Below are 15,750 nucleotides of genomic sequence, written 5' to 3' on the forward strand. Positions count from 1 at the left end.
GAGGCGGCCCCCGCAGGTGGTCGGCGAAGTGAAGAAACCGTCGTCAGACGCCCTTCGGGTCGTCTTCGGCGGCGTCCTTTTCGAGATCGTCGCCGAGATCATCGACGTCGTCCTCGAGGTTCTCCTCGAACGCTTCGGGGTCTTCTTCCTCGACGGCGGGCACGTCCGCGCCTTCGGGCACCTCGATTTGCAGGTGTTCGACCTCGTCGTCGCCGCCTCGGATGACCGAGCGCACGGACGCCAGCGTGTCGTCGCCCATGTTGATGAGGCGCACGCCCTGCGTCGCGCGGCCGATCACGGAGACTTCGCTCGCGTGGGTGCGAACGACCTTGCCGCCCGTCGAGAGGAGCATGATGTCGTCCTCGTCCGTCACGAGCGAGGCCGCCACGACGCGACCGTTGCGCTCCGAAGTGGCGATCGAAATGATCCCCTGACCGCCGCGGCCCTGCCGGCCGTATTCGGTCACGCGGGTGCGCTTCCCGTAGCCGTGTTCGGTCGCCGTCAGCACGAACTTCGATTCGTCGTCGACGACGGCAAGCGCCATGACGCGCTGGCCCTCCTTCAGACGCATGCCGCGCACGCCTCGGGCGGTGCGGCCCATCGGGCGCACGTCGCTTTCCGCGAAGCGCACCGACTTGCCCGCATCCGAGAAGAGCATGATGTCGTGCGTGCCGTCCGTGATCGCGACGCCCGCGAGCGATTCGCCCTCTTCGAGCTGCGTGGCGATGATCCCCTTCGTGCGGATGTTTTGGAAGGCCGTAAGCGGCACCTTCTTCACGGTACCCGTATCCGTCGTCATGAAGACGTAGTGTTCGTCGTCGAACCCTTGGATCGGGAGGATGAAAGTGAGGCGTTCGTTCTCTTCCAGGGGGAGCAGATTGACGACGGGGCGACCGCGCGCGCTCGCCTTCCCTTCGGGGAGGTCGAAGACATCGATCGGATAGACCCGTCCGGCCGTCGAGAAGCAGAGCAGAATGTCGTGCGTGTTCGCAACAAGGAGCTGCTCGATTTCGTCGTCCTTCGTCGTCGCCTGCACGTTGCGGCCCTTGCCTCCGCGCGCCTGCGCCTGGTAGTCGGCGAGGTCCTGGCTCTTCACGAAGCCTGCGCGCGTGATCGTCACGACCATGTCGCGGCGCGGGATGAGGTCGCGCTTGTCGAAATTCGGGTCGCCGAGGAGATCGATCGTCGAGCGGCGTTCGTCGCCGAACTCTTCGCGGATCGCCTTGAGCTCTTCGCCGATGATGGCGCTCACGCGGGCGGGCTTGGCGAGGATGTCGAGGAGGTCGAGAATGCGGCGAACCGTTTCCTCGTAATCCGTCATCACCTTTTCGCGTTCGAGCCCCGTGAGACGGCGCAGGTTCATCGCAAGGATGTTGTCGACCTGCGGACGCGTGAGGTAGTAGAGCCCGTCGGCGCGAAGGCCGCGTTCGTGGTCCATCGCTTCCGGATAGAGGTCCGCGGCGCTCCCCGCGGCGCGCTCGGTGATTTCGCGCGCAAAGCTCATGTCCCAGCCGCGACCGTAGAGCGCTTCGACCGCTTCGTCGACCGTCTTCGCCGCGCGGATGAGGCGGATGAATTCGTCGAGGTTCGCAAGCGCCACGGCCTGGCCTTCGAGCAGGTGACCGGCCTCGCGGGCTTTGCGCAACCGGAAGACCGTACGGCGGGTGACGACCTCGCGACGGTGCGCGAGGAAGTACTCGATCATCTGCTTGAGCGTGAGGAGCATCGGCTGACCGTCGACGAGCGCCACCATGTTGATGCCGAAGCTCTCCTGCATTTGCGTGAGCTTGTAGAGGTTGTTGAGCACAACCTCGGGCATGGCGCCCTGCTTGAGGTCGATCGCGATGCGGATCTGGTCCGAGGACTCGTCGCGCATTTCGGCCACGCCCTCGATCTTCTTTTCACGCACGAGCTCGTGCATGCGCTCGTAGAGGACGCGCTTGTTGACCATGTAGGGGATTTCGTCGACGACGATGCGAACGCGCCCTTTGCCGAAGTCTTCGAGGTGGGTGCGCGCGCGCATGAGCACGCGGCCGCGCCCCGTGCGGTAGCCCTGATGGATCCCGGAGATGCCGAAAATGATGCCGCCCGTCGGGAAGTCGGGCGCGGGCATGCGCTGGATGAGTTCGTCGATCGTGCAGTCGGGATGTTCGAGCGCGTGCAGACACGCGTCGATCGTTTCCCGCAGGTTATGCGGCGGAATGTTCGTCGCCATACCGACGGCGATGCCCGAGGAGCCGTTCACGAGAAGCTCGGGCAGGCGCGTGGGCAGCACCACGGGCTCCTGCTCGGAGTTGTCGAAGTTCGGCACGAAGTCGACCGTTTCTTCGTTGAGGTCGGCGAGCATTTCCGAAGCGATCTTCATCAGACGCACTTCGGTGTAACGCATGGCCGCGGCGTTGTCGCCGTCGATCGAGCCGAAATTGCCCTGCCCCTGAATGAGCGGATAGCGCATCGAGAAGTCCTGCGCCATGCGCACGATCGTCTGATAAGCGGCGCTGTCGCCGTGGGGGTGGTACTTACCGAGCACTTCCCCCACCACGCGGGCGGACTTCTTCGTCGGGTTGTTGTGGGTGTTGCCGATTTCCTTCATGGCGAAGAGGACTCGACGATGCACGGGCTTCAAGCCGTCGCGCACGTCGGGCAGAGCACGCCCCACGATGACGCTCATTGCATAGTCGAGGTACGAGCGACGCATCTCCGTTTCAAGCGAAACGGGAAGAAGCTCCTGCGCGATCGCATCGCCCGCGGTGGGCGAAGCCTCTCCCTCGAGCGGCGCCTCACCCTCGGTCTTCATGTTTTCTTCGTCCATGAAAATTCCTTCTGTCTCTCATGATGTGGAGTCGCTCGACGAAACGGCATTCCGGAGCGACTCGAAGCAGTTGATTGTACCAAGAGCCCGTACGAGGGGGCCGCACCCCGCGTCGGTCGTTCGTTAGAATGCCCGCACGGGATCCCGCCGGGCTCCCCGATCTCGCCGACGTGCCGCAAGCTTCTTCGGCGAACCCACTCGCTTACGGAGACTTTTCACACCATGCGTACGGTTGATTTACTTATCGAGCCCCGCTGGGTCATCCCCGTCGTCCCCAAAGGGACCGTGCTGACGGATCACGCCGTCGTCGTCGACGCGGGACGCATCGTCGACGTGCTGCCCGCCGAGGAAGCCCGTTCGAAGTACGAAGCGCGCAAGCACGACGTCCTGGAACAGAGCGTCGTCATGCCGGGCTTCGTGAACCTGCACACCCACGCCGCCATGAATCTCGTGCGCGGTCTCGGCGCCGACCTCCCGCTCATGGACTGGCTCACGACGAAGATCTGGCCCGCCGAAGGCAAACTCATGAGCGACGAATTCGTCGAAGAAGGGTCGTTCCTCGCCGGTCTCGAACTCACCGCCTCGGGCGTGACGACCGCCAACGACAGCTACTTCTTCCCCGAAGCTGCCGCCCGGGGGCTCAACCGCGCGGGTCTGCGCGCGGCCGTTTCCGCGATCGTCATCGGTTTCCCCTCCGCTTGGGCCAAAAACGACGCCGAATACCTTGAAAAGGGAGAAGCGCTTCTGAAGCGCTACGCCGGGAGCGACACCGTCAAGATCACGGTGGGTCCGCACGCCCCGTACACGGTGAGCGACGAAGCGTTCAAGCGCTGCGCCGAACTCTCGAACGCCTACGACGCGCCCATCCACATTCACGTGAACGAAACCGCGGGCGAAGTCGCCGATTCGATCCGACTGCACGGCGTGCGTCCGATCGAGCGTCTGCGTCGACTCGGTCTTCTCAACGAACGCCTCATCGCCGTTCACAGCGTGCACGCCGATGCGGGCGACATCGCGGCGATGGCCGAAGCGGGCGCTTCGATGTGCCACTGCCCCTGCTCGAACCTCAAACTCGCCTCGGGCTTTGCGCCCGTTGCGGCCTTCATGAAGGCGGGCGTCAACGTCGGCATCGGCACGGACGGCGCCGCGAGCAACGACAAACTCGACATGCTCGGCGAAACGCGTCTTGCCGCCATGCTCGCCAAGGCCGTTGCGGGCGACACGACCACGGCGACCGTGGCCGACATGCTTTACGCCGCGACGATGGGCGGCGCCAAGGCGCTCGGCTGGGAAAAGCTCATCGGCTCCGTCGAAATCGGCAAGGCCGCCGACCTCATCGCGGTCGACCTTTCGGGCGTGGGCACGCTCCCCATTCAGGACCCCGCCGCGCAGCTTCTTTATGCCGCCGATCGGGAAAACATCGTTCGTACTTGGGCCAACGGCGAACTCATCGCAAGTCGAGATAAAACAATGGGTAAAACCGCTTGGCACAAAGCCGAAATTCGCCCCGAGGAGATACAAGCACTTGCCGAAAAGTGGCAAAATAGGATCTAAGTCGGTGGAAAGACTCTCGGCTCAGAATCCGGCTTCCCGATTCCGCTCCTCTCCGAGACGGGGTGCGGTTCGGGAATCCCGACTCCCTGCGGAGTTTCCTTCTGTGCCGACGCCCGCTCTTGGAACAGCCAGGAACGGGTTTCTGCCGCAGGACGAGGAATCCTTTCCAATGCCCTGTCGGAATTCGGTTTTGGTTGACCCTTCGGTGCATGTCGATTCACTCAGGCGCACAAAATCGTCCGTTTCCACTTTTTCCAAGGAATACATAAGAATGAAGACTTCCGCGAAGATTGGTGGCGTTGTCGCCGCCCTTATGATTGCTGCTTCCGGCGCCACGTTCGCCGCCGAACAGGTCAATCCCTACGTGCACTCCACATCGGGCGAAATCGTCAAGACGGGCTCGGGCCTCTGCCTGCGCACCGGCTTCTGGACGCCCGCCCTCGCCGAAGCCCTCGGCGTGAACGGTGACGGCTGCGCTTGCGACGCCGACATCCTCGACGCCAACGCCTGCAAGGTCGTTGAAGAACCCGCCCCCGCCAAGGCCGCCGAAAAGGTGACGTTCTCCGCCGACATGCTCTTCGACTACAACCGCGCGACCCTCAAGCCCGAAGGCCAGGCCGTCCTTGACGACCTCGTCTCCCGCATCGCCGGCGTCGACATCGAAGTCATCCTCTCGACGGGCTATGCCGACCGCATCGGTTCCGACAAGTTCAACGAAAAGCTCTCGATGCAGCGTGCCGAAACCGTGAAGGGCTACCTCGTCTCGAAGGGCGTCGACGCCGCTCTCATCCAGACGGAAGGCAAGGGTGAAAGCGATCCCGTCGTGAACTGCCCGAACCCGAGCCGCAAGGGCCAGATCAAGAACTTCCGCGAACTCGTCAAGTGCCTCGCTCCGAACCGCCGTGCGGTGGTCGAAGTCGTCGGCTCGCGTCCCGCGGAATAATGCCTCTCTCGGCTCGAACGCCCGCGCGCTCGAGCCGTAGCCGAGGACTCCAAGCCCCCGCTCGTCGGGGGCTTTTTCTTTTTTCGTACGTACCGCTCACGCCCCCTCACCGACCATGATTTCGACGCTCATCTTCGACCTTGACGGAACGCTCGTCGACACGGCGCCCGACCTGGCGCTCGCCGCCAATCTCATTCGCACCGCCCGAGGGATGGAGCCCCTCCCCGAAGCCGAACTGCGCCCCTTTGCGACGCGCGGCGCGACGGGGCTTTTGGGCGCCGCCCTCGGCGTCGAGCCGACCGACCCCGAATTTCCCGCCCTGCGCGAAGAGTTTTTGAAGAACTACGCGGCGAATTTCACCGTCAAGTCGCGCCCCTTCCCGGGCATTCCGGCGCTCTTGGAGGCCCTGCGCCAAGGCGGCGCGACGCTTGCCGTCGCCACCAACAAGCAGGCCGTGTTCGCGTCGGCGATTCTCAGGGATCTGGCGCTTGCCCCCTACTTCGAATCGATCCTCTCGAGCGACTCGCCGGGCTGCGCCATGAAGCCCCGGCCCGACACGATTCTACGTACGCTTGAAACCTTGGGCGCCGACCCCGCGACGACGATCTACGTCGGGGACGACCCCGTGGATCTCGAAGCCTCCCGCCGCGCGGGCGTGCGCGCGGCGCTCGTCGACTGGGGCTATGCGCGGGTCGACCTCCATGCACTCGACGCGGACGTCGTCGTCTTGAGCCCCGAAGAGCTCCTTCGGTATCTCCTCTCGGAAGGGTTCGGGCCGGCCCGCTGAGAAGCCCCGAGCTTTTCGGCTCAGCGCTCGACGGGAACGAGCTTGTAGAGCTGGTCCCCGGGGCGAATGCGCTCGGGCACGGGGAACGTGATCGAGTCGCCCTTGCGGGCGGACTCGGCGGGACGTTCGTCGACGTAGAGGCTCTCGAGCGTCCAGACGACCGCGCCCGTCGTCGGCCCCGTCACGAGGAGTTTTTCGCCCGGGCGCACGTCGCCCGCGAAGAGCTCCGCGTGGCCGATGCCGTTGCGGGCGAAGTAGTTGCAGACGCGCCCGAGCGCCGTCTTCTTTTCGGTGGCTTTCGAGCCGTAGCCGCTCGCCCATTCGCCCGCGGTTTCGCCGAGGTAGTGTCCGGTCCAGAAGCCCCGGTTGAAGACCGTCGCAAGGCGCGCGTTCCAGTCGGCAAGGCGCTCTTCGTTCCAATCCCCCGCGAGCACGCTCTCCAACGCTTCGCGGTAGCAGCGCACCGTTTCCAAGACGTACTCGGGCGAGCGGGCGCGCCCCTCGATCTTGAAAATCGAAACGCCCGCCCGAACGAGGCGCGGCATGAGTTCGATCGTCTTGAGGTCCTTGGGCGACATGACGTAGCCGTTGTCGATTTCGAGTTCCGTTCCGCGAACCTCGTCTTTGACGACGTAGGTGCGGCGGCAGTTCTGAAGGCACGCGCCCCGATTCGCGCTTTGGCCCCGCGTGTGAAGGCTCAGGTAGCACTTGCCGCTCACGGCCATACAGAGCGCCCCGTGCACGAAGAGTTCGATCCGAACGGGGCAGCCCGAGGGGCCTACGACACCCTCGCGGCGAATGCCTTCGGCAATCGCCGCCGTTTGTTCGAGCGTGAGTTCGCGCGCGAGCACCATCACGTCCGCAAACTGCGCGTAGAACTTCACCGCGTCGAGGTTCGAGACGTTCACCTGGGTCGAGAGGTGCACGGTCAGCCCCCGCGCCCGCGCCCGCATCATGACGGCCGCATCGGACGCGATGACGGCGTCGACCCGGGCGGCTTTCGCCGCATCGAGTACGCGCTCGAGTTCGCTCAAGTCCTCGTCGTAAATCACCGTATTGACCGTCAGATAAAGCCGCACGCCCGCCGCGTGAGCGCGCTCGACAAGCTCGGCGAGATCCTCCTTCCCGAAGGCCGATGCCGCGAGCGAGCGCATGTTGAGCGCCCCGACCCCGAGATAGACGGCATCCGCCCCCGCGGCGAGCGCGGCGGCAAAGGATTCCCGCGAACCGGCGGGCGCGAGGATTTCAAAGTCGGCGGGGGAAAGCGAAGTCACGGCAGTACGAAGGACGAGAAACAAAAAAACGGAAAGCGCAAAAACACAAAACCCGCGAACGGGCGTGCCGTCGCGGGCTTTGCTGAAATCTGGTGGAGGCGGCGGGAGTTGAACCCGCGTCCGGAAACCTTTTTCCGATGGTTCTACATGCGTAGCCGAATGATTTGAGTCTCGCCTACCGCCCTGCCAATCGGCGGGCCGACGGTAAGCCAGCCGTCAATTGATCTCGAACCCGCGTCGACGACGCCCGAGGATTCCAGCCTCTGTAATCGATGCTGCCGTCGGTTGCCCGACCTGACCCAGAGGCGAATCAGTGCAGCATCTCGCCATTAGGCGGCGAGAGCGTAACGCTTAGAGTTGGCGTTTGTTTGTTTGCAGCGGATTTACGAGGTGACTGCACCTCGGCATGCCCCATACGGCGTCCGCGTCCCCGTCGAAGCCAAGGCGCCCCCGTATGTTGGAGGGGAATTATAGCCCGAACGACCGGAAGGCGTTCGATCGGGCGATACGTTTGTTTGCACATTCGGAGGGGCCGCCGCGGGGGATCGTGGACCGAACCCCATAGGAAAGCGCGGAGGGACCGACGATAATGTCCTTAATGCGAAACTCTTCGCTCGAAGCGGGCCGCGCGGCCCGAGCCGCGCTCCGCAACGACCGAACAACCAAAAAGGATGAACAATGGGCAAGGGTTTGACTTTTACCGCCGTCGCCGTGGCCGTCGGCGCGGCGCTTTACGCGGGTCTCGGCTACGTCGCCGTACCTCAGGGGGCGCGTTACGCACTGGAAAAAATCGCCGCCGAAAAACTCCAGCGACCCGTGACCGTGGGCGAGGTGTCGTTCAGCCCCTGGTCCTGGACGTTCGAACTTTCGGACCTGACGGTCGGAAGCCGCACCGGAAAGCACCACCTTCTCAAACTCGGGCACCTGCGCGTCGACGCGAGCAGCCGCTCGCTGCTTGAGCTCGCCCCGGTGCTCGACGCGGTCGAAGTGTCGGGCCTCGACGTCTATGCGGCTCTGGACGAAGAAAAGTTCGAAGAGCTCGCCGCACAAACGGGCGGGGACGGGGCTCCCGCCGAAACGCCGCCCGCCGAAGCAAGTTCGGGCGTTCCAGCGTTTGCGATCTACAACATTCGCCTCTCCGACAGCCGGATCCGCGTGACGGACGCCTCGAAGGGAATCGACGAGTCGATCACGGACCTGCACGTCGAGCTTCCCTTCGTGAGCACGCTCTCGAGCGCCCGCGAGAGTCTCCTGACGCCCGTCGTCAACTTCAACCTGAACGGCACGCTCGTGGCGGCGACGGGGCGCACGAAGCCTTTCGGGTCGTCTTTGGAAACCGAACTCGCACTCGACGTGAAGAATCTCGACGCGGCGCGCTTCGCGCGCATCGCGCCCGCCCTCAATTCGCCCGAACTGCGTCTGGCGAGCGCGAACCTCACCGCGCACGCCTCGGTGCTTTTCCGGAATCCCACCGGGGGCGAGCCCGCGAAGATCATTCTCTCGGGCGAGGCCGCACTCACCGACGTGAAGGCCGAAACCACCGTCGGAAAGAAGCGCGCGCAGTTGGCCGCTCTCAAGAAAGCTTCGATCGCGATTCGCGAAGTGAACCTCGTCGAACAGCGCGCGGCCGTCTCGAACGTTCGCGTCGAAGGCCTCACGGCCGCGCTCGATCGATCGAACCCGCTTCTGGCTCCCAAGACGAACGCCGCTCCTGCGGCTTCCGCCCCAACGAAGAACGCCGCCGCGAGCCCGTCGGAACCCTCCGCCTGGACGTGGTCGCTCGACTCCGCGGAGCTCGTCGACGCCAACCTCCGTTGGACCGACGGCACGGTGTCGCCCGCGGCGAAGGTCACGGTCGCGAACCTCAAGGCCGACCTCAAGAATCTCGATTCGAACGGCAAGGAACCCGCGGCCTTCTCGCTTTCGGCCGACACGCTCCGGGGGTCGCTCGCCCTCAACGGTACGGTGCGCCTTGCGCCCCTGGAAGTCACCGTCAAAGCCAAGGGGCAAAAGCTCGCCCTCACGGACGCGGCGGGTTACGTGCGCGACGCGCTCGGGGTCGACCTGGCCGCCACGACGGCCTTCGACGTCGAGGGGGCGATGCGTCCCGATGCGACGACCGCCCGCGGCACGGTGTCCGTGTCCGGCGTCTCCCTCAAGAAGGGAAAAGAGACGCTCGCCTCGGTCAACTCCGCTTCGGTCGAATTGAAGGATCTGCAGCTCGAAAAACGCACGGCCGCCGTGGAGCGCGTCGTGGTGGAGGGCGCCTCGGTAACGGCCGTGATGCGTAAGACCGGGCTCAATCTCGCGCAGATCGGTGCGACGGGGTCGGAGGAAAGCGGCAAGCCCGAAGGCGCCGCGGCGGCGGAAAAGCCGTCCGAGGCCGCTTCCGCGCCCTGGACCTGGACCGTGGGAGAAGCCGCTCTCAAGCGCGCGAAGCTCGCCTTCCGCGACGAAACCGTGAAGCCCGTCGCCTCGGCGCAGTTGTCGGACCTCAACATCACGCTGAAGAACCTCTCGTCGGCCTCGGGCGCGAAGTCGCTCGTCGACGTCTCGGCGGTTATCGGCGGGGGCACCCTCAATGCGGGCGGCCAGTTCACGCTCTCGCCCCTCTCGGCTGCGGTTGAAGTCAAGGCCGACAAGGTGGGGCTCAAGTCCTTCTCGAACCTCATGACCGCCTACGCGGGCGTGGGCGCGAAGAGCGGCGAATTCCGCACCTCAGGCGCTCTCGGCGTCTCGTCGCCCGAAGGGTCCGAAAAGCCCGTCGTCACCTGGAAGGGCGATGCGTCGCTTTCGAACTTCAACATGACGAACGCCGCCGGCAAAGGCATCATGAGCTGGACGAAGGCGACGCTTGCGGGCATGGACATTGCGACCACCGATCCGATCAAGATCGTCATTGCCAAAGCGTCCGTCGAGCAACCCGGCGAAAAGCAGACGAAGGCCCTGCGAGAGCTCTCGGGCCTCGCGTCCGCCATCGCGGCGCTTCGCGGCAACGACAAGACCGCCGAGCGCATCGACAAGGTGAACGAGGCGCTCACGGGGACGATCGAGCTTGAGAACATCCGCTACGAAAACGGACGCTTCTCGGCCGAGGGGATCGGGAACGGCGCGCTCGGCGCGGCGCTTCTCGAGAAACTCTCGGATTCGATCGGCAGCCACCTTGCGAAGACGGAAACGGCAACGAAGACCGAAACCGACGCCGCCAAGACGAACCGCTGATCGACGCGACGCGTGCGGTCGGAACTTTGCGTTCCGGCCGCCCGTCGAAGGGGCTTCGCGAAACGCGGAAAGCAAAAACGGCGAAGCCCGCGGATTTTCATCCGCGGGCTTCTGAATTCTGGTGCCGGAGAAGAGATTCGAACTCCCGACCTTCGCATTACGAATGCGCTGCTCTACCAGCTGAGCTACACCGGCTTTCCCTCGATCCGCTTGCTTCGTTTCGTTTGAAGCGTCGCGCATCAGAGAATTCGAATTATGAAGACCTTTTCGATTTTGCGCAAGTGCTTTTTACAATCTTTTACATTCATCGTTTTCGGGCCCGTCCGGGCACGCTCATTTACCACGTCGGGCCGCACCTCCTATAATGGAGCGATTTTCATTTACCGCCGACTCAAACTCACGGATGTCTAACGAAATTTTCCTTCCGACGGTCGTTTCTTTGCCCCTGCCCGAGGACACCGACCGCCTCGGTCGGGCGATCTCCGTCGCCCTTCGCACCCGTGCCGACGAACTTCGTCGTACGGGTCTTGCCGTTCGCCTCGAAGGCGACCTCGGAGCGGGCAAGACGTCGCTCGTGCGCGCCGTCCTGCGCGGCCTCGGCTGGGAGGGTGCGGTAAAGAGCCCCACCTTCTCGCTGCTCGAAACCTATGCGGTCGAGGGGCTCGAATTCAATCACTTCGACTTCTACCGTTTCGAGACGCCCGAGGAGTTCGAAGACGCGGGCTTTGACGAGTGCTTCCGTCCCGGGGCGATCTGCGCCACCGAGTGGAGCGAAAAGGCCGCCCCGTATCTTCCGGCCGCAGACCTCGTCGTGAAGCTGACGGTCGAGGGGCTCGGCCGCCGTGCCGAACTCATCCCCCAAACCGAAGCGGCCCGCGCGCTGCTCGCCTCCATGCCCGAGGACGCCGAATGAATCTTGAGCGCCGACGCCTGATGCAAGCCGCCGCCGGCTCGCTCCTCCTCTCCCTCGCCCCCGTCGACATCGCCTGGGGGGCGAAGATGATCGCCGTGCGCATGTGGCCGGCCGAGGAATACACGCGCGTGACGCTCGAGTCGGATTCTCCGCTCAAGTACCGGCACTTTTTCGTTCGATCCGCGAAGCCCATCCGGCTCGTAGTCGACATCGACGGGTTGCAGCTCACCGAATCGCTCAAGCGCCAGATTGCGGCCGTCAAGCCCGACGATCCCTACATCGCCTCGATGCGCATCGGTCAGTACAAACCGGGCACCGTGCGACTCGTGATGGACCTCAAGACGGAAGTGAAGCCCGAAGTGTTTCTTCTCAAACCCTTCGCGAACTATCAGTACCGTCTGGTCTTCGACATCTACCCCGAGCATCCCCGCGACAGCATCGGCCAGATCCTCGCTTCGCGCGACGACACCGACATCCTCTCGGCGCCGAGCGAAGAGGATCCGTTGGCGTCCGTTCTCGAAAGCCTCGGGAAGGATACGTCGCCCCCGCCCGCAAAACCTGCGAACGGCGGCACCGCCGGGAAGCCCTCGGGCGGCAAAAAGCCCGCCCCCTCGAAGAAACCCTCGCGCCCCGAACTCGTCATCGTGGTCGACCCCGGTCACGGAGGCGAAGACCCGGGGGCGATCGGTCGCAGGAAAACCCAGGAAAAGACGGTGGTCCTTCAGATCGCGCGGCGTCTCGCGAAGCTCATTGAGGCCGAACCCGGCATGAAGGCGATTCTGACGCGCAACTCCGACCACTTCGTGAGTCTCGGCGGGCGCGTCGCGATCGCCCGAAAGGCGCGCGCGCACCTTCTCGTAAGCATCCACGCCGACGCCTGGGTGAAGGCAAGCGCCCGCGGCTCCTCCGTCTTCGCCCTTTCGCAAAAGGGCGCCACGTCGGCCGCGGCCCGGTGGCTTGCAAAGAGCCAGAACGAATCCGACATGATCGGGGGCGTCAACTTCAAGGACGTGGACCGTCAGGTCGCAAGCGTCCTCGTCGACATGACCTCGAACTGGACGATCGGCTACAGCTTGGGGCTCGGCACCGCCGTGCTGCAGGAAATCAAAGGCATCAACCGCCTGCACAAGAACCACGTCGAACAGGCGGGCTTTGCCGTCCTCAAGGGCCAGGGGATCCCTTCGATTCTCGTCGAGACGGCCTTCATCTCGAACCCCGAAGAGGAAAAGCTCCTGCGCTCGGGCACGCACCAGCAAAAGATCGCCCGGGCGATTTTCACCGGCATCAAAAAGCAGCTCGCAGCCGACTCGACGCTCCTCAACTGAGGACGAAAAGCACTCGGAAAGACGCCCGCAGCCGATCGGCCGCGGGCGTTTCCGATACAATCTCAAGGATTGACATACCACGCGTCGGCGGCGGGTGTTTTTCTCCCAGCGCCGTCCGAAACATCTCACTCATTCGGAGTTCATCGACATGGCACTTGTTTCCATGCGTCAGCTGCTCGACCATGCGGCTGAAAACGGCTACGGCGTTCCCGCCTTCAACGTCAACAACCTCGAGCAGGTTCAGGCCATCATGGCCGCGGCCTCCGAAGTCGGTGCTCCCGTGATCATGCAGGCCTCGGCCGGCGCCCGCAAGTATGCTGGCGAAGCCTTCCTGCGCCACCTCATCGAAGCCGCCGTCGAAGCCTATCCTGACGTCCCCGTGTGCATGCACCAGGACCACGGTCAGAGCCCGGCCGTCTGCCAGGGCGCCATCCGCTCGGGCTTCACGTCCGTCATGATGGACGGCTCGCTCATGAGCGACGGCAAGACCATCTCCTCCTACGAATACAACGTCGACGTCACCCGTCGCGTCGTTGAAATGGCCCACTGCATCGGCGTTTCCGTCGAAGGCGAACTCGGCTGCCTCGGCTCGCTCGAAACGATGCGCGGCGACAAGGAAGACGGTCACGGCACCGACGCCACGATGACCCGCGAACAGCTCCTCACGGACCCCGACCAGGCGGCCGAATTCGTGAAGGCCACGCAGATCGACGCGCTCGCCATCGCCATCGGCACCTCGCACGGCGCCTACAAGTTCACGCGCAAGCCCACCGGCGAAACGCTCTCGATCCAGCGCGTGAAGGAAATCCACGAACGCCTCCCGAACACCCACCTCGTGATGCACGGCTCCTCGTCGGTTCCCCAGGAATACCTCGCCGTCATCCGCGAATTCGGCGGCGAAATGCGCGAAACGTACGGCGTTCCCGTCGAGGAAATCCAGAAGGCGATCCAGCACGGCGTTCGCAAGGTCAACATCGACACCGACATCCGCCTCGCCATGACCGCCGCGGTTCGTCGCTTCCTCGTCGAAAATCCCTCGAAGTTCGACCCGCGCGAATTCATGAAGGCCGCCCGCAAGGCTTCGATCGAACTGTGCAAGCAGCGCTACCTCGAATTCGGCTGCGAAGGCCAGGGGGCGAAAATCAAGCCCGTCGCCCTCGACAAGATGGCGGCCCTCTACGCCGACGGCACGCTCGCTCAGAAGGTTTGCTGATGCACTCCCGATAAAAGCGAATGAAAAACGCGCGTCCTCCTCGAAGGGCGCGCGTTTTTTGACTTTACCGAGGCCCGTGCGCATCGACGCCCGGACTCGCGACGACCCCCACCGGACCCACGAACGCGGCCGACCGACGCCGCCCGCCCGCCATGACAGAACCCGCCGACGCCACCCAACTCAAAGGCAAAAAAGGCCTCAAGCGCCTCCTCAACGCCACGCGCTACTCGATGCAGGGCTTTGCCGCCGCCTGGAAAAAGGAAGCCGCCTTCCGCGAAGAGGTGCTCCTTTGCGCGGTGCTCGTTCCGCTCGCGGTTTGCCTTCCGGTCTCCGCCTTCGAGAAGCTCGTTCTCGTACAGGCGACCCTCTTCGTGCCGCTCGTCGAGATTCTCAACAGCGCCGTCGAAGCCGCGGTCGACCGCTTCGGCCCCGAGATCCACCCGTTGGCCGGTTACGCCAAGGACCTCGGAAGCGCCGCGGTCTTCATGGCGCTCTGTATGGCGGCCTTGGCCTGGATCGTCGTCGCGGGCCCCGTCGCGTGCTCGTTCTTCGCCTGAGCGCAATACAATCTCAGAGATTTCCGAAAACGTCGTTCGATACAGAATTTCCATCCCCTTCACATTTCCAACTTGGGAGTACACACATGGCCGGTCTTTCGAAGACAAACATCACGTCGCTGGAAAAGGTCTACAGCGGCAAGGTTCGCGAAAGCTACGCGGTTGGCGAGGACAAGCTCCTCATCGTCGCCACGGACCGCATTTCCGCCTTTGACGTCATCCTCGACGACCCGATCCCCGGGAAGGGCAAGGTTCTGACGGCTCTCACGAACTTCTGGTTCGACAAGCTCGACGGCGTTCTGCCGAATCACCTCACGGGCATCGACCCCGAAACGGTCGTCAAGCCCGAAGAAGTCGAACAGGTGCGCGGCCGTGCGGTCGTCGCGATGCGCCTGAAGCCCATCCTCGTCGAATGCGTGGCCCGCGGCTACCTGATCGGCGGCGGCTGGAAGGACTACTGCGCGACGGGTTCCGTCTGCGGCGTGAAGCTGCCCGAAGGCCTCAAGATGGCCCAGAAGCTCCCCGAACCGATCTTCACGCCCGCCGCGAAGGCCGAAGTCGGCACGCATGACGAAAACATCTCGTTCGAACGCGTGGTCGAACTCTACGGTGAAGAAATCGCCAACACGATCCGCAACGCCACCCTCGAGCTCTACCGCCGCGCGGCCGACTACGCGCTCACGAAGGGCATCATCATCGCCGACACGAAGTTCGAATTCGGCATCGACGCCGAAGGGAACGTGCGCCTCATGGACGAAGTCCTCACGCCCGACTCGAGCCGCTTCTGGCCGGCCGACACGTACGAAGTGGGCACCTCCCCGATGAGCTACGACAAGCAGTTCATCCGCGACTGGCTCGAAGCCCAGCCCTGGGACAAGACCCCGCCTGCTCCGAAGGTCCCCGAAGACGTCATTGAAAAGACGGCCGACAAGTACCGCGAAGCGCTGCGTCGCCTCGCGGGCACGGACATCGAGTAATTCGAGCCGCACGCGTCGCTCGGGCGGGTTCCCGGTCCTTCCGGGGCCCCGCCCCGAAAACCTCTCCCTCGGTTTCCGCGACGCTTTTTCCAAAGTCCAGGAGAAAAGTTCTCCCGCCGCGAGGCCCGGAGAACTTTTCTCTTCGACTTTTACCCTTCACCGTTTCTCCCTAT

Annotated in this window: 11 protein-coding genes, 1 tRNA gene and 1 other RNA gene; 9 read left to right on the forward strand and 4 right to left on the reverse strand. The window is 64.1% G+C overall.

The window, feature by feature from the left end; genetic code table 11:
- Positions 1-43 precede the first annotated feature (43 nt).
- The gene (gene gyrA, locus S6FBBBH3_RS10575; RefSeq protein ID WP_120177903.1) at positions 44-2,797 is read right to left on the reverse strand and encodes a DNA gyrase subunit A; all 2,754 of its coding nucleotides are present in this window, start codon (positions 2,795-2,797) and stop codon (positions 44-46) included.
- A 237-nt stretch (positions 2,798-3,034) separates the two neighbouring features.
- On the opposite strand from gyrA, the gene S6FBBBH3_RS10580 reads away from it, so the two are divergent.
- From S6FBBBH3_RS10580 to S6FBBBH3_RS10590, 3 genes are all read left to right on the forward strand, one after another.
- On the forward strand, positions 3,035-4,366 hold the full coding sequence (locus S6FBBBH3_RS10580; RefSeq protein WP_120177691.1) for a TRZ/ATZ family hydrolase: 1,332 nt from the start codon (positions 3,035-3,037) through the stop codon (positions 4,364-4,366).
- 271 nt (positions 4,367-4,637) lie between these two features.
- A complete protein-coding gene (locus tag S6FBBBH3_RS10585) occupies positions 4,638-5,309 on the forward strand; it encodes an OmpA family protein (protein ID WP_120177692.1) in 672 nt (223 codons plus the stop codon).
- Between the two features lie 115 nt (positions 5,310-5,424).
- Positions 5,425-6,096, forward strand: a complete 672-nt coding sequence (locus S6FBBBH3_RS10590) for an HAD family hydrolase (protein WP_120177693.1) — start codon at positions 5,425-5,427, stop codon at positions 6,094-6,096.
- Positions 6,097-6,116: 20 nt separating this feature from the next.
- On the opposite strand, the gene S6FBBBH3_RS10595 is transcribed toward S6FBBBH3_RS10590, so the two are convergent.
- Together S6FBBBH3_RS10595 and ssrA are read right to left on the reverse strand one after the other, a co-directional pair.
- Positions 6,117-7,370, reverse strand: coding sequence for a peptidase U32 family protein (locus S6FBBBH3_RS10595; RefSeq protein WP_120177904.1), 1,254 nt, complete (start codon positions 7,368-7,370; stop codon positions 6,117-6,119).
- 90 nt (positions 7,371-7,460) lie between these two features.
- Positions 7,461-7,822: a transfer-messenger RNA gene (gene ssrA, locus S6FBBBH3_RS10600) on the reverse strand.
- Positions 7,823-8,048: 226 nt separating this feature from the next.
- Between ssrA and S6FBBBH3_RS10605 the strand changes: the two genes are divergently transcribed.
- The gene (locus tag S6FBBBH3_RS10605) at positions 8,049-10,592 is read left to right on the forward strand and encodes a DUF748 domain-containing protein (RefSeq protein WP_120177694.1); all 2,544 of its coding nucleotides are present in this window, start codon (positions 8,049-8,051) and stop codon (positions 10,590-10,592) included.
- Positions 10,593-10,711: 119 nt separating this feature from the next.
- Here the strand turns inward: S6FBBBH3_RS10605 and S6FBBBH3_RS10610 are convergent.
- Positions 10,712-10,787 (reverse strand) — tRNA-Thr (locus tag S6FBBBH3_RS10610).
- Positions 10,788-10,995: 208 nt separating this feature from the next.
- Here S6FBBBH3_RS10610 and tsaE point away from each other — a divergent pair.
- The 5 genes from tsaE (at position 10,996) to S6FBBBH3_RS10635 (ending at position 15,577) form a co-directional block, all read left to right on the forward strand.
- On the forward strand, positions 10,996-11,505 hold the full coding sequence (gene tsaE / locus S6FBBBH3_RS10615; protein ID WP_179950557.1) for a tRNA (adenosine(37)-N6)-threonylcarbamoyltransferase complex ATPase subunit type 1 TsaE: 510 nt from the start codon (positions 10,996-10,998) through the stop codon (positions 11,503-11,505).
- Positions 11,502-12,830, forward strand: coding sequence for an N-acetylmuramoyl-L-alanine amidase (locus S6FBBBH3_RS10620; protein WP_146251479.1), 1,329 nt, complete (start codon positions 11,502-11,504; stop codon positions 12,828-12,830). The genes tsaE and S6FBBBH3_RS10620 overlap by 4 nt, the downstream gene beginning before the upstream one ends.
- A gap of 148 nt (positions 12,831-12,978) precedes the next feature.
- A complete protein-coding gene (gene fba / locus S6FBBBH3_RS10625) occupies positions 12,979-14,043 on the forward strand; it encodes a class II fructose-bisphosphate aldolase (RefSeq protein ID WP_120177907.1) in 1,065 nt (354 codons plus the stop codon).
- A gap of 152 nt (positions 14,044-14,195) precedes the next feature.
- Positions 14,196-14,600, forward strand: coding sequence for a diacylglycerol kinase (locus tag S6FBBBH3_RS10630; protein WP_120177695.1), 405 nt, complete (start codon positions 14,196-14,198; stop codon positions 14,598-14,600).
- An 86-nt stretch (positions 14,601-14,686) separates the two neighbouring features.
- The gene (locus S6FBBBH3_RS10635) at positions 14,687-15,577 is read left to right on the forward strand and encodes a phosphoribosylaminoimidazolesuccinocarboxamide synthase (protein ID WP_120177696.1); all 891 of its coding nucleotides are present in this window, start codon (positions 14,687-14,689) and stop codon (positions 15,575-15,577) included.
- The last annotated feature ends 173 nt before the right edge of the window (positions 15,578-15,750 follow it).

Source organism: Sutterella megalosphaeroides (assembly GCF_003609995.1).
Classification (GTDB): domain Bacteria; phylum Pseudomonadota; class Gammaproteobacteria; order Burkholderiales; family Burkholderiaceae_F; genus Sutterella; species Sutterella megalosphaeroides.

Coding starts and splice junctions, on each gene's coding strand:
- S6FBBBH3_RS10590 (WP_120177693.1), top strand. CDS start 5,425: ATGATTTCGACGCTCATCTTCGACCTTGACGGAACGCTCGTCGACACG.
- fba (WP_120177907.1), top strand. CDS start 12,979: ATGGCACTTGTTTCCATGCGTCAGCTGCTCGACCATGCGGCTGAAAAC.
- S6FBBBH3_RS10580 (WP_120177691.1), top strand. CDS start 3,035: ATGCGTACGGTTGATTTACTTATCGAGCCCCGCTGGGTCATCCCCGTC.
- gyrA (WP_120177903.1), bottom strand. CDS start 2,797: ATGAAGACCGAGGGTGAGGCGCCGCTCGAGGGAGAGGCTTCGCCCACC.
- S6FBBBH3_RS10630 (WP_120177695.1), top strand. CDS start 14,196: ATGACAGAACCCGCCGACGCCACCCAACTCAAAGGCAAAAAAGGCCTC.
- S6FBBBH3_RS10635 (WP_120177696.1), top strand. CDS start 14,687: ATGGCCGGTCTTTCGAAGACAAACATCACGTCGCTGGAAAAGGTCTAC.
- S6FBBBH3_RS10620 (WP_146251479.1), top strand. CDS start 11,502: ATGAATCTTGAGCGCCGACGCCTGATGCAAGCCGCCGCCGGCTCGCTC.
- S6FBBBH3_RS10605 (WP_120177694.1), top strand. CDS start 8,049: ATGGGCAAGGGTTTGACTTTTACCGCCGTCGCCGTGGCCGTCGGCGCG.
- tsaE (WP_179950557.1), top strand. CDS start 10,996: ATGTCTAACGAAATTTTCCTTCCGACGGTCGTTTCTTTGCCCCTGCCC.
- S6FBBBH3_RS10585 (WP_120177692.1), top strand. CDS start 4,638: ATGAAGACTTCCGCGAAGATTGGTGGCGTTGTCGCCGCCCTTATGATT.